The sequence below is a fragment of the Bacillus sp. V3-13 genome (genome assembly GCF_002860165.1).
Lineage (GTDB): Bacteria > Bacillota > Bacilli > Bacillales > Cytobacillaceae > Bacillus_BJ.
Genome location: NZ_PGUZ01000038.1, coordinates 66411 through 81367, shown reverse-complemented (window position 1 = coordinate 81367; position 14957 = coordinate 66411). Strand labels below are relative to the sequence as shown.

The 14957-nt window shown below is 43.6% G+C and carries 11 protein-coding genes; all 11 read left to right on the top strand.

All coding sequences use genetic code 11. From position 1 onward, the window contains the following. Window positions 1-18 precede the first annotated feature (18 nt). The 11 genes from CU633_RS14375 (at window position 19) to CU633_RS14325 (ending at window position 14924) form a co-directional block, all read left to right on the top strand. Window positions 19-888, top strand: a complete 870-nt coding sequence (locus CU633_RS14375; RefSeq protein WP_101661286.1) for a sugar phosphate isomerase/epimerase family protein — start codon at window positions 19-21, stop codon at window positions 886-888. A gap of 30 nt (window positions 889-918) precedes the next feature. Continuing rightward, window positions 919-1344: a cupin domain-containing protein gene (locus CU633_RS14370; protein WP_101661285.1), complete on the top strand. Its 426-nt coding sequence runs from the start codon at window positions 919-921 to the stop codon at window positions 1342-1344. 21 nt (window positions 1345-1365) lie between these two features. Beyond that, window positions 1366-2604 (top strand): Tm-1-like ATP-binding domain-containing protein, encoded by a 1239-nt coding sequence (locus tag CU633_RS14365; RefSeq protein WP_101661284.1) that lies wholly within the window; start codon window positions 1366-1368, stop codon window positions 2602-2604. Further along, entirely contained in the window at window positions 2597-3445 is an 849-nt protein-coding gene (locus CU633_RS14360; RefSeq protein WP_101661283.1) for a phosphoenolpyruvate hydrolase family protein, read from the top strand. The genes CU633_RS14365 and CU633_RS14360 overlap by 8 nt, the downstream gene beginning before the upstream one ends. Before the next feature lie 37 nt (window positions 3446-3482). Beyond that, entirely contained in the window at window positions 3483-4061 is a 579-nt protein-coding gene (locus tag CU633_RS14355) for a gluconate 2-dehydrogenase subunit 3 family protein (RefSeq protein WP_101661282.1), read from the top strand. Then, the gene (locus CU633_RS14350) at window positions 4058-5785 is read left to right on the top strand and encodes a GMC family oxidoreductase (RefSeq protein WP_101661281.1); all 1728 of its coding nucleotides are present in this window, start codon (window positions 4058-4060) and stop codon (window positions 5783-5785) included. The genes CU633_RS14355 and CU633_RS14350 overlap by 4 nt, the downstream gene beginning before the upstream one ends. Before the next feature lie 374 nt (window positions 5786-6159). Then, window positions 6160-6993, top strand: coding sequence for a BglG family transcription antiterminator LicT (gene licT, locus CU633_RS14345; RefSeq protein ID WP_101661280.1), 834 nt, complete (start codon window positions 6160-6162; stop codon window positions 6991-6993). 391 nt (window positions 6994-7384) lie between these two features. After that, window positions 7385-9259 (top strand): beta-glucoside-specific PTS transporter subunit IIABC, encoded by a 1875-nt coding sequence (locus tag CU633_RS14340; protein ID WP_101661279.1) that lies wholly within the window; start codon window positions 7385-7387, stop codon window positions 9257-9259. Between the two features lie 216 nt (window positions 9260-9475). Further along, window positions 9476-10885 carry a glycoside hydrolase family 1 protein gene (locus CU633_RS14335; RefSeq protein WP_101661278.1) on the top strand — a complete coding sequence of 470 codons (1410 nt, stop codon included), beginning with the start codon at window positions 9476-9478 and terminating at the stop codon, window positions 10883-10885. Window positions 10886-11101: 216 nt separating this feature from the next. After that, a complete protein-coding gene (locus tag CU633_RS14330; RefSeq protein ID WP_101661277.1) occupies window positions 11102-12547 on the top strand; it encodes an amino acid permease in 1446 nt (481 codons plus the stop codon). Between the two features lie 316 nt (window positions 12548-12863). Beyond that, window positions 12864-14924: a BglG family transcription antiterminator gene (locus tag CU633_RS14325; protein WP_101661276.1), complete on the top strand. Its 2061-nt coding sequence runs from the start codon at window positions 12864-12866 to the stop codon at window positions 14922-14924. Window positions 14925-14957 lie beyond the last annotated feature (33 nt).

Here is a 14957-nt window from a genome sequence, read left to right as displayed (position 1 = left end):
TATTAGGAGGAATTTATCATGTCAATGAAATTATCTTTCAACACTTGGCCATATGCGAGTTTTCCGGTTTGGTTGCCTGCTTACCCGCTTGAAGAAGTGATTAAACGAATCGCCAATATCGGATATGACGGAATTGAAATTGGCGCAGCGAGTCCGCATGCGTACCCGCCAACATTAACAAAAGAAAGACGCAAGGAAATAAAGAAAATTTTGGACCATTACGGCTTGGAGCTTTCCAGTATGCTGCCGGCTTTAAGTGGCGGTCCGGGCCATAATGTCGCTTCGCCAATCCCGGAAGAAAGAAGACATACGATTGAACATTATAAGGATTTAGCTGAACTATGTTCCGAGTGGGGCGGAAAAACGCTCCTTTATATCCCGGGCTGGCAGGTATTCGGCACAAGCCGGAAACAGGCATGGGAATGGAGCAAGGAAGCTTTAACCGAAATCGCCAATACGGCAAAGGATTATGGCGTTACTTTAGTGGTTGAACCAACTCCGTTTGACAGCAATCTCGTTGATCGCTGCGATGACGCACTCGAATTAATGGAAGAAGTCAACCAGCCTAACGTCAAAGTCATGTTCGATACATTCCATGCCCTTTATCGCAAGGAAGTTTCAAGTGATTATATCTATCAAATGGGCAGCAACCTTGCACATATGCACATTTCCGATAATGATCGTTTAGCACCGGGGCAGGGAAGAGGAGACTTCCATTCTGTTATTAAAGCGCTGAAGGATATCAACTATGACGGATATCTCGCAATGGAAATCGGCTTTGACCGCCGCGATGTCGAACCGGATTTAGTCGCCCGCCAGGCTCATGATTATTTGCGGGCGGTCATTAAAGAGGTAGAAAGCCAAAACGCTGTGCTGGAAAAAATTTAATTTTTTCAAAAAAGATTGGGGGCAAAAAGGATGGCCGATAAACAATTTCATATAACACCTGAACAAGTGGAAACGCTGCTGTTTGACTGGGGAACGATCAAGCTGACAAGCACACCTGAATTGACTGGTTCCACTGCTTTTAGTGCCGGAGTCGTCATTGTCGATCCGGGCAAAGGGCATGGCAGGCACAACCACCCGGGTGCCGAAGAGATCATGTACATTATCTCCGGTGAAGGGGAGCAAATGGTCGAAGATGAGCATGGCAACCCGCAGGTTTTTAAAATTAGTGCTGGAAGTACTGTTTATATCCCGGAAAGCAGGTACCACTACAGCATCAATACAGGCTGGGAGCCGATGCGGGTGTTCGTGCTTTATTCTCCTGCCGGATCGGAACAGGCGATGCGCAACGGTTCCGACTGCACAATCGCTGAACCCGGCAAAGTCCCGGCACGATAGGAAGTAATGGAGGCATAAGGGATGGCAGCTGTCGTTGTTATAGGAACACTTGATACAAAGGGCGTCGAACATCAATATGTCAGTGACCTGATCCGTTTGCATGGATGTGAAGTGTTGCTGATCGATGTCGGGATTCTTGGCGTGCCTCAAGTGCCGGCCGATATTGAGCGGGAAGAAGTGGCGAATGCAGCCGGAACAAGTACAGCCCAATTAATTGCCGAAAACGATCGCGGCAAGGCGATTGATGCGATGGCGGAAGGCGCCGCCAGGCTTGTGAAGAAACTGTACGAGGAAGGCCGTCTCGGAGGCGTGTTTGCGTTGGGTGGTTCTGGCGGCTCGTCGATTGCCGCCAGAGCGATGCGTAAATTGCCGGTTGGTGTGCCAAAGCTGATTGTCTCAACGATTGCGTCAGGGAATACAAGTCCGTATGTAGGCCAAACCGACATCACGATGATGTATTCGGTTGTCGATATCGCCGGGATTAACCGGATTTCGAAAAAAATCCTCCGCAATGCGGCCGCAGCGATCGCCGGCATGGTGCAAGCAAATGAAAACTCGGATGAAGTGGTTGATGAGGAAAAGCCAATCGCCGCGATCTCGATGTTTGGTGTGACAACAGCCTGTGCCACCCATGCTGGCAAGGTGTTGGAGAGTTTGGGTTACGAGGTTGTCGTCTTTCATGCAAATGGGTCAGGCGGAAAAGCGATGGAATCTCTTATGAAAGATGGATACATTGCCGTGTCGCTGGACTTAACCACGACTGAACTCGCTGATGAGCTGGCGGGCGGAATGCTGTCAGCCGGTCCGGAGAGACTTGAAATGGCCGGGAGGCTCGGCATTCCGCAGGTTGTTTCGCTCGGGGCGCTGGATATGGTCAACTTCGGTCCATTCGACACGCTTCCTAAACACTACAATCACCGGAAGTTTTATAAACACAATTCAAACGTCACACTGATGAGGACTACCCCTGAAGAATGCACAGAGCTTGGGAGAAGAATTGCTGAGAAATTGAATAAAGCCAAGGGGCCGGTCAGTGTGTTTATTCCTTTAAAAGGAGTGTCTTCCATCGCCGGAGAGGGCGGGGTCTTTTACGATCCGGAAGCTGACCGGGCTTTATTTGCAAGTTTAAAAGAGTCACTTAATTCCCATATTGAACTGATCGAAATGGATGTAAATATAAATGACCCAAAATTCGCGGCAGCGATGGCGGTCAAGCTCGATGAACTATACAAAAAAGAAGAGGTGCTGAACCATGAATAGACAAGAAATTTTAAGCCGATTAAAACAGCAGGTAGCGGAAGGGAAGCCGATCATTGGAGCGGGAGCAGGAACGGGAATTTCTGCCAAATGTGCGGAAGAAGGCGGCGCCGACTTAATCATCATTTATAATTCCGGACGGTTCAGAATGGCCGGGCGCGGGTCAATCTCCGGTTTAATGCCTTACGGCGATGCCAACCAGATTGTCGTCGAAATGGCGGCAGAAGTGTTGCCTGTCGTTAAACATATTCCTGTTCTCGCAGGTGTATGCGGTACCGACCCATTCAGAATCATGCCGCAATTTTTAGAAGAACTAAAGAAAATTGGTTTCAAAGGCGTGCAAAACTTCCCGACAGTCGGCCTGTATGAAGGGCGGTTACGAGCAAACATGGAAGAGACCGGAATGGGCTTTGAACGTGAAGTAGAAATGATTCGCTATGCCAACGAATTGGACCTGTTTACATCACCTTACGTGTTCAACGAAGAAGAGGCGCGCGCCATGGCGGAAGCCGGTGCGGATATAATCGTCGCCCATGTGGGAACCACACTTAAAGGATTTATCGGCGCAAAAAGCACGATGTCCCTGGATGAAGCGGTCGAAGCCGTCCAAAAGATGAGCGATGCTGCGAAAGAAGTAAATCCTGATGTGCTTGTTATCTGTCATGGTGGGCCAATTGCGGTACCTGAGGATGTTGAATATGTATTGCAACATACAAACGGAATCGCTGGATTCTTCGGAGCATCGAGCATGGAGCGTTTGCCGGTTGAGATTGCCATCACTGAAAATACAAAGCGGTTCAAGTCGCTTCCTCTCTATGCTGAGAAGCCAGTAAATGTGAAATAAATGCAGTTCTAATCTGGTTACAAGGGAGGGGAAAGGGATGTTGGATTTTCAAGCCTATACGTATTTTAATCAGGAAGAAGCCAAAACGATTGAAGCGATTGCGTCCCGTTTTATTCCTAGTGAAGAAAACAGTCCGGGCGCGAGGGAGGCAGGAGCAGTCATTTTTATTGACCGCTCTCTTTCCGGATTTTACAGCCATCTGCAAACCTTTTATCGAAAAGGGCTGGCACTTTTTGAGCAATTTTGTGAAAAGAAGTTTAGAAAACAATTTGTAGAGCTATCGGTTGAACAGCAGGATGCGGTGCTTCTGGATATTGATCAATTGAGAGCAGAAATGGAACCAACTGTTGGTGATATTGATGAAGAGGATTTGCTGCTCGTTCAATTTTTTTCAGTCGTTTACGAGCATACGATCGAAGGCACTTTTGGAGATCCGATATACGGCGGCAACCGGGATGGCGTCGGCTGGAAGATGATCGGCTTCCCCGGCGCACAATGGGGATATTCGCCGGAACAAATGCAGCTCGGTTATGACAGCAGACAGATCGAAATTAAATCGCTTGCCGATATTCAGAAGCTTGGCCTATCCGCTCTTGAAAAAGAGGTGCTAAAATGACGAAACATTATGACGCCATCGTAGTCGGACTTGGAGCTTCCGGCGGCATTATTGCCACAGAGCTGGCACGCGCCGGTTTGAAAGTAGTCGGGCTGGAAAAAGGTGCTTTTTATAAGGAACAGGATTTTTTAACGAAGTTTGATGAAATCCGTTATTATTGCCGGAGTGCCATGGTTCCGCATATGCGGACAGACCCGATTACGTGGAGGCCTAATGACAAGAAGGAAGCGGTCGTATTGCCGTGGGCGAGTAACAAGCTCGGACTCGGCGACCCTTTTCAAACGCCGCCTTCAATCGGAACAGGAGGAGGAACCAGATCGTGGGGAGCAGCATCCTTCCGCTTTCGCGAGAGTGATTTTAAAATGCGCAGCTCGATCGTCGAACGGTTTTCAGAATCAGCTTTGCCTGAGGATACGACAGTGGTCGATTGGCCAATCAGCTATGATGATTTGGAGCCTTACTATGACAAGGTGGAATGGGAGCTCGGGGTTGCCGGTAAACCCGGAAATATAAACGGTGAGATACAAGATGGAGGAAATCCGTTTGAGTCCCCGCGTAAAAGGGGCTATCCAATGCCGCCTCTGCCACGGGCTGGAGCGGACAAACTTTTCACAGAAGCAGCGAGGAAGCTGGGCTATCATCCGTTTCCGACTCCAACCGGCATTGCGACAATCGATTATAAAGGACGCTCGGCATGTACGAATTGCGGCTTCTGTCACGGCTATCATTGCCATGTTGGAGCAAAGCTCTCCACGCATGAACTGGTCAGTACCGCCAATAGAGAAACCGACAATCTCGAAATCCGTCAATACGTTCGGGTGTTTAAAGTAAATCGTGATTCTTCGGGCCGTGTGCTGGGTGTTTCTTATTTTGATTCTGAAGGAAACGTTGTTGAGGTAACAGCTGATATTGTGATACTGAGCTGTTATGCCCTTGAAAATGCACGGCTGCTTCTGGCTTCTGGAATCAATGAAAGCGGCCATGTTGGGAAGCATTTATCCATTCATAATTACGGCTGGTTTACCGGCATCATGCCTGAAATAACGAACCCGTTCATGGGTTCACTGCAATCAGGAAGTGTCCTCGATGATCTAACTTCGGAACTAATTCCGGACAATGAAGAGGGAGTACTATGGGGATCGCCGATTAATACCTGGACCGGTGATATGCAGCCGATCGAAACGGTACACAGTCTTCCGCCGCATGTTCCAAAGTGGGGTAAGGGCTTGAAAGACTGGCTCAGTGAAAACTATCGCAAGCTATTCAAAATGTATTCCCAGCACTCTACCTTGCCTTCGGAACAATTCTACGTTGACCTTGATCCGAAGGTGAAGGATCCATTCGGCCAGCCAGCATTAAGAATCACGCATGACTGGACTGAATACGACCGGAAATCGGTCGAGTATTTTATGAAAATTAAGCGACAATTGGCCCGGGAAATGGGCATGAAGGATTGGTGGGAGGATTCGCCAACCCCGAAATACCATGTTACCGTCCATGACACGGGGACTCATCGAATGGGCTGGGATCCTTCAACATCTGTGGTCAATCCCTATGGCGAAGTCCACGAATGTAAAGGATTATTTGCGGTAGGTGGAGGCCAGTTCCCGACGCTGCCATCCTATAATCCTACTGAAACGATTATGGCTTTGGCTTACTTAACTTCGGATCATATTTTGGGACGGAGTGCTGTGGGAAAAGTTGAAAAGATGGAAGTTATATAATGTCCTCTTAACCCCCTTGTCGATTCGAAAGGGGGTTTTAGGTTTTCTTGATAAATCCCATTTGCAAGTTTTTCTGATGCACAATACGGGGACATAATGTTTACCATTTGAATATTCACCACCACCAATTTTTTAAAATTGCAGCGCCGTAAATCACTTTCCTGGCTTTCTTTATTCTCTATTGAATACCAGCAACCCTTAAGTCTGAAAATAATTGCGTACTTCCTTAAAAGGTGATAATATTTTATTAATTAAATATTAAATTTATAGGGTTGTTACTGACTAAGCAGGCAAAACCTAAGACTTATGATCTATTATTAGTCTTAGGTTTTATTTTTTTCCTTTGTATAAAATTACGCAAAAAGGTGATTGAAATGATCATTGCAAAAGTAATTAACAATAATGTCATCAGTGTCATGGACGAGCAGAATAGAGAATTAGTTGTCATGGGCAGGGGTATTGCTTTTCAAAAAAAGCCAGGTGATGCTGTCGATGAAACGAGAGTAGAGAAAATTTTTAAACTGGATAATAAGGATGTATCAGAAAAGTTTAAGACGCTTTTATATGAAATCCCTTTGGAATATATGGAAGCATCAGAGGAAATCATCAATTTTGCCAAACAAACACTTGGTAAAAAATTAAATGACAGCATCTATGTGTCACTGACCGATCATATTAATTTTGCGATTGAAAGAAATAAAAAAGGGATATTAATCGCCAATGCTTTGCTTTGGGAAATTAAAAGAATCTACACGGATGAATATTCTGTTGGATTAAAGGCTTTAAAAATGATTGAAGACAAACTTGGCATTTCTCTTCCGGAGGATGAGGCGGGATTCATTGCCATGCACCTTGTTAATGCTGAATTAAACGAGGAAATGCCGAATGTCGTGAACATCACAAAGCTTATCCAGGATGTATTGAATATCGTCAAGTATCATTTTAAAATTGATATTGATGAGGAATCATTGAACTATTTCCGTTTCCTTACCCACTTGAAATTTTTTGCTCAACGCCTTTTTAGTGATGCGAATTTGGACAGTAAGGATGATTTTCTATACGAACTCGTGAAGGAAAAGCATACGGAAGCCTTTAAATGCACCCAAAAGATTAAGGAATTCATTGAAAAGACGCATCATCACACGCTAACGAAGGAAGAAATGGCTTATTTGTCCATCCATATTGAACGCGTCGTCAACCGGAATTAATTTTTTAAAAGAAAGCGTTGACAAAAATTGAAAGCGTGTGCTATTATCAATTTAAATTAATATTAATTTTAGGATTGTTACTGATTATGCAGGCAAAACCTAAATTGTATTGTCCATACTAATGGCGTGCAATTTAGGTTTTTTTAGTTTCAAGGGTTCGATCATAATAGAATAATTTTTAAAGGATTGTTACTGGTGATGCAGGCAAAACCTAAATTGTGGTGCCCATACTAATGGCATGCAGTTTAGGTTTTTTCCATTTTAAGGGTTAAATCATAATAGCATAATTTTTAAAAGGATTGTTACTGGTGATGCAGGCAAAACCTAAATTGCTCTCTTTTTGACGTGCAATTTAGGTTTTTATTTTTTAAAAATAAGGGAGGAGAACAACATGAACAAAACAGAGTTAGCTAAAAGAATTGTAGAACTAGTTGGAGGAGAAAATAACATACAGAGCCTCGTACATTGTATGACAAGATTACGCTTTAACTTGCATGACGAAGGCTTAGCTAAAGAAAATGAATTAAAAAAATTGAATGGAGTTATGGGGGTCGCAAAAAACGGGGGTCAATTTCAAGTTATTATAGGGGACGACGTTGCAGATGTATACAGCGAAATTACGAAAAAATCCAAAATCAACACAAATGTACACAGTTCCAGTTCGGAAAAAAAAGAAAAACAAAATGTGATAAGTACGATCTTTGATTTTATTGCAGGAAGCTTTACACCATTATTACCAGTTATCGCTGGAGCAGGTATGTTGAAAGCTTTTGTCGCTTTATTTGTATCATTGAAATGGATGTCAGCGGAAAGTGAAACATATCAAATTTTAAATATAGTTGGAGATGCTGCGTTTTACTTCTTGCCAATTTTGCTTGCTTTTAGTGCTGCGAAGAAATTTAAAACAAATGAGTACATCGCAGGTGCTTTGGCAGCGTCTTTGGTTTATCCTGCCTTTGTCGAATTGGCCAGCAAAAATATTGAAACAGCTCATTTTATAGGGTTGCCGATTAAGGTTGTCAGTTACTCCTATTCGGTTATTCCCATTCTTTTGGCTGTTTGGTTCTTATCGTATGTAGATAAATTTTCAAATCGAATTGTTCCGAAATCGATACGAACTATTTTTGCACCTATGATTACATTGCTTATTGTTGTACCTGTTACGCTAATTGTTATTGGTCCTTTAGGAAGTTATATCGGAAATGGACTTTCATCTGTAATGAGCATCTTACATGGAAAAACCGGATTAGTTACAGGAATCGTTCTCGGTGGAAGTTTCTCACTGATTATCATGACAGGAATGCATTATGCGTTTGTACCTATTATGATTCAAAATATCTCTAAATTAGGTGGAGACTTTGTATTGCCTATTATGGGGATGGCAAATCTAGGGCAAGCCGGTGCTGCCTTTGGCGTATACCTAAAATCAAAAGATAAAAATTTAAAATCTTTGGCTGCTTCAACTTCTTTTACCGCACTTATGGGAATTACAGAACCTGCGATGTACGGTGTGAATATGAAATTGAAAAGACCTTTTATCGGTGCAGCGGTAGGAGGAGCAGTCGGTGGAGCGATTGTAGGTGCGTTCGGAGCAACCGCCCACTCTGTGGTGACTCCGGCTTTAGCTTCAATTCCTATTTTTGTCGGAAGCACGTTCATTTATGTAATGATTGGATTTGCAGTAAGCTTTATTGTAGCTGCTGTATTGACTTACATTCTGGGTTTTGAAGATGTGGAGATAGCAGGGGAACAAGGTTCGCCTGTAACTAACGAACACAAAGTTGAGGATCCAAAATCTGAAGTGATTGTGGCAGCTGAACAATTATACAGCCCATTAAAGGGCGAAGTAAAAGCATTAAGCGAAGTAGATGATCCAACGTTTTCTACCGGCATCATGGGTAAAGGATTAGCGATTCAACCGGAAGAAGGTAAAGTTGTGTCACCTGTCGCTGGTAAAGTGACGACTATTTTTAAAACAAAACACGCAATTGGCATCACAAGTAAAAATGGCGCAGAAATCCTTATTCACATAGGACTGGACACCGTTAAACTTGATGGCAGGCACTTCACAGCTCACGTAAAAGACGGTGATTTTGTTGAAGTGGGAGATTCTCTCGTAACTTTTGACATGGAGGCAATCAAAGCAGAAGGTTATGACTTAACCACTCCAGTCATTATTACAAACCCGGATCGGTATCAATCCATATCACCAGTAAAAGAAGGACAAGTTGATACAAAAGAAAAATTCTTGGCACTATTAGTATAAGATAACATTATCAGGGGGATTGCTAATCTCACTAAATCTCTAATTCATGGGAAACCTCTATCTTATAATCAAAAAAGGGGCTATATCAATGGAACAGCATCTAAAAGATGCAATTGCTACAAATCGGGAACAACTTTAAACTGACATTTTTTCCGGTATTCCTTTGTGGTGCCGGCGTTTCCCCTTTAAACTACATAGAAAACGGAGGAATTTGAAATGAAACATGCTAAATTAAAACCGTTTCCAGACAACTTTTTTTGGGGCGGTTCGACTTCTGCTTATCAGATTGAAGGGGCCTGGAATGAAGATGGCAAAGGGCCGTCTGTCATTGATATGGCAAAGTATCCGGAAGGAACGACGGATTTTAAAGTAGCAAGCGACCACTATCATCATTACAAGGAAGACATTGCTCTCTTAAAGGAAATGGGTTTTAAGGCGTATCGCTTTTCGATTGCCTGGACACGCCTTTATCCGACTGGAACAGGCGAATTGAACGTGAAGGGCCTCGATTTTTACAATAATTTAATCAACGAGATTGTGGCAAATGGGATTGAACCGATTGTCACGATGTATCATTTCGACCTGCCATATGCACTGCAGCAAAAGGGCGGCTGGTCGAACCGTGAAACGATCGATGCTTTTGAAGTTTATTCGCGAACATTGTTTGAAAACTTCGGTGATCGCGTCAAATATTGGCTAACGATTAATGAACAAAATATGATGATTCTCCATGGTGATGCCATTGGAACGGTCGATCCGAATTTGGAAAATCCTAAAAAGGAATTATATCAGCAAAACCATCATATGCTAGTGGCCCAGGCCAAAGCGATGAACCTCTGCCATCAAATGCTGCCAACTGCCAAAATCGGCCCGGCACCAAATATCGTGGCCATCTACCCGGCAAGCTCAAGGCCGGAAGATATTATCGCCGCCCACAATTATTCAGCGATTCGGAACTGGCTTTATCTGGACATGGCTGTCTATGGCCGCTACAATACTATCGCGTGGAACTATCTTGAGGAAAAAGGTTATACACCAACGATTCAAGCTGGCGATATGGAAATTCTCGCAAGCGCGAAGCCGGACTTCATTGCCTTTAACTATTATACCTCGCAAACAGTTGCTGCGAGCGAAGGGGACGATTCCGATGTCGGCCATACAGGAGATCAGCATATTACAGTGGGAGAGCCAGGCGTCTATAAAGGAGTGACAAACCCCCATCTTAAGAAAAATGAATTTGGCTGGGAAATTGATCCCGTCGGCTTCCGTACAACCTTGCGTGAAATCTATGATCGTTACAGCCTGCCATTAATCGTGACGGAAAATGGACTGGGAGCTTTTGATAAATTAGAAGAAGGCGATGTTGTAAACGACGCATATAGGATCGATTTTTTAAAGAAGCATATCGAACAAATACAATTAGCGATCACCGATGGTGTTGACGTATTTGGCTTCTGCCCATGGTCAGCGATCGACCTGATCAGTACCCATCAGGGAGCAAGCAAGCGCTATGGCTTTATTTACGTAAACCGTGACGAGTTTGACCTGAAGGACCTGCGCCGCATCCGCAAACAAAGCTTCTACTGGTATCAAAAACTCATCGCCACAAATGGCGAGAAACGATAGGGAGAAAGTTAAATGAAACCCCAGTGAGCAAACAGTCATCTCACTGGGGTTTTGGTTTAGAATTAAGAGTACTTCCTTTTTAAAAAAGATTATATTTTTTTATCTATACTTTTGTTTTCGAATCGAAACCATTTAAAAATAAGCCACGCATTCTCATAATTTAAACTCAATTGCAAATAATCATATATAAACAGGTTAAGTCTGGGAGGAATCATCATGGAAAAAGGACTGTCGGCATGGCAGTTGGCGATGATGGCATTGGGAACGGTAGTGGGCGGATCATTTTTTCTCGGGGTGGCTCTGGCCGTCCGGACTGCCGGTCCTGCAGTTATTATTTCTTATATATTGGGTGGCGTCTTAGTATATTTTATCCTTTTTGCTCTTTCGGAAATGACAGTGGCGGACCCGGCCCCTGGTTCATTCCGTACTTTTGCTGAAAGGGCTTATGGCCCGGGAGTGGGCTTCGTAGTGGGTTGGGTCTATTGGACAGGCCTTATTCTGGCCATGTCAAGTGAAGCTACTGCTGCATCGATTTTTTTAAGGGAGTGGTTACCGGGTATTTCTCTGCCGTTATTAGGATCGGTCATTATTATCGCGGTGACGCTTCTTAATTTACTTGGCGCTGAGCGTTTAAGCCGGTTGGAGAGTGGGCTGGCAGCTGTAAAACTTTTTGCTATCGCGGGATTTATTATTCTAGGTTTAGTTTTAATCATAGGGTTAATGCCGGGCGCTCCCCGGGTAGGAGCCGGCGAGCTGGCTGCAGAACCCTGGCTTCCTGGAGGGATTGGAGGAATTGCCGGAAGCATGCTGGTCGTTATGTTTACATACGCCGGTTTTGAGATCATTGGTTTGGCGGCTTCCGAGACGAGCGATCCTCACAAAACGGTGCCGAGAGCGATCACCTATACCATATTAGCGCTCGTAGGACTTTATACTGCTGCGATTGCCGTATTGCTGCCCTTAATACCGACAGCTGCTTTAACGGAAGAAGTAAGTCCGATGGTAGCGGCCCTTACGAGGCAGGGATTCGGATGGGCAGGAACTGTCATCAATATCGTGTTGGTGACCGCGATTCTCTCCACGATGCTGGCAGCAACATTTGGATTAGGGCGCATGATCCGATCGTTGGCCGACGAGGGACACGCTCCTTCCTGGATTAAGGGGAAAGGAGATGTTCCTTACCGGGGGATCCTTTTTTCGGGTGCCGCTATGCTAGCAGCATTAGGGCTTGGATTGTTTCTCCCACAACAAGTTTATGTGTTTTTAATAAGCTCCGGCGGTTTTGCTCTACTGTTTACCTATGCTGTCATCATTGCCACTCACTTCAAGTTTCGGAGGAAACACGGGTGTCCCGGGGAGGGTGAGTGCCAGCTGCCGGGCTATCCGTTTTCGTCCTGGCTGGTTTTAGCAAGCTTGGTTGCGATTATTGCAAGCATGCCGCTCGTTCCCGGACAGGGAGCGGGTCTTGCAGCGGGATTGTCGTTAGTGGTCTTATATACGGCTATTTATTGGGTTATCAGATCCCGTATTAAATTGGCAAACCAGGTATGGCAGGACAGGGAAGAAGCAACAGGTCCTTTTAACATAGAAACCCTTCGTCCGAATACAAGTATCGAGGCTTCGGAAGAGCTTTTTCCGGATAAAAAGCGAGGGAAAGAATAAAGGGGAAATTGGAATTCGGTCAGGAAAGTATCGGTACATTCAAAGCTAATACGAAGGACTATCAATTTCAGGATGTGTCTTTTAAAGCCAGCTTGTCTCAACGCGAGATAAGCTTTTTAGCATTTTGCCAAAAATCAGCCTATATTCATTGAATGTTAAAATGTTATCATAAATTCAAAAATTCAAAAAATTTCAGCTTTGTATGTTTCAGACGTTCAGCGCAATTTTGTTCAATTTACGAAACAAACTTTGGTTCCAACTGTTATACAAAATGAAAACGCTTTCCAATACAATGAAAGTAAGCAGGGGTGATTGAATGATTTTAGAAGAGCGGCCTTCAATCTTACTGAACCATCTTGTCCGTTTTAAAAAGACAACCATACCGCAGCTGATGGATCAGACACAATTATCCAAACGGCAAATTAAATATGATTTGGATAAAATTAACCATTGGCTGAAGGAAAAGAAACTTCCATTTATTATTGTCCAGCGAAATCAATATATTGATGTTCCTGCGAAAGTGCTTGATCATGTTTCTGATTTGCCGGCATCAACGAAGGTAGACTTTATTCTGACTGAAGAGGAAAGGTTCCTGGCGATCTATCTATATATATTCGCCAGAAACGAACCAATCTCCTCAGCCCATTTGACTGACCTTTTAAAGGTAAGCAAAAACACAGTCATTTCTGATGTGAGAAAGTTGAATGACATGATCACCCCTTTCCTAGTTAAAGTTTCTTATAGCAGAAAATCGGGATACCACCTGAAGGGGACAGAGTGGGATAAACGGGTGCTCCTTATGAACCAATTGAATATACTTCTGCAAAAGCCATATGGCGAAAAACTCCTGCATTATATTTTAAGAAAAGGTGAACATGAAATACATCTGGAAGAGATTACACATCATCTTCTTTCACTGGAGAGGGAGTTTCAACTGCAGTTTGTCGAGGAACGACTTGATCAGTTTGCTTTCTTTTTACAATTTTATTGCATCAGGCAGAGAGCGGATAAAATCGTTCAGATTTATTCGGATGAACTGGATGTATTAATGCAGGACCCACTTAAAGCTGTTGCCAACAAACTTGTTCACTTGTTGAACCTTGAAGAAGCAGAGTCGGAAATCGGTTATCTGATTATCCAGCTCCACGGTCTGTCATTGGGAAATGCTTCCGTTGTAAAAGATGATCATGACTTGCTTTTAAGCATATGTGACCGGCTCGTCACAGAATTTGAATCGAAGGCCTGTGTTACATTTCAAAAAAAGAACAATGTGATCGAAACGCTGTACCAGCACATTAAGCCGGCTTATTACCGGATGAAATACCGCATTCCAATCAGCAATCCATTGCTGAATCAAATTAAGAGAGAGCACAAGGAGCTTTATTTTATCGTCAAGGAATTGCTTCTTCCGATTGAGTCGCTATTAAATATTACCATCCCGGATGAAGAAATTGGCTTTATAACGATCCATTTCGGAGCGCTTCTGGAAAATCCAAAGCAATTACTCCCGAAAAAGAAGAGTGCTGTCATTGTTTGCCCAAGCGGAATCAGCTCTTCCTTAATGGTCAAGCACCAGCTTGAATCGCTTTTTTCCGAGATTTCCGTCGATCAAACCGTGTCGTTGAAAGAATTTAATAATAGTAGCTTTAGTGACTTTGATATTATTTTTTCTACTGTTCCCCTCCAGACCCGGCGGCACTATTATCTGGTAAAACCCATTATGACACCGATGGAAAAAAGCAGCCTGATCAATGAGGTATATCAAAATCTGTTTGGAATTGAACATCAAGGTGTTTCTGCAAATGAATTCATCCAAATGATAGAAGAATTTGCAAATATTTTTGACAGGGAGGGCTTAAAAAATGCTCTCAATCATTTATCCATTCATAAAAACGCAACCAGTTACAGGGGGAATACGCCAGTGTTGACCGATTTAATTACGAAAGACACAATCCAGTTTAAAGACCAATTGCCGGATTGGGAGGAAGCCATAAAAGTAGCAGCACAGCCATTGCTGATGAGAGGGGTGATTGAACCTTCCTACATCGATGCGATAATCGACAATGTAAAAACATTGGGACCTTACGTCATCATTGGCCCGGAAATCGCTATCCCGCATGCCCGTCCTGAAATGGGTGTTAACCAAATTGGCATGAGCTTTCTGAAGTTATCAGAGCCGGTTTATTTCTGCAATGATGAGAAATACCCTGTTTCCTTATTATTTTGCATAGCCGCAATAGACAATAAAAGTCACCTAAAAGCCCTTTCGCAATTAACAAGGCTATTAAGCAATAAAGATGAAGTACAGAAGCTAAAAAGATTGGATACTGCTGAAGAGGTACTTGAACTTTTGGATCAGTACTCAAAAGTAATCTAACCGAAAATAGTTAAACACACTTATTTGGGGGGA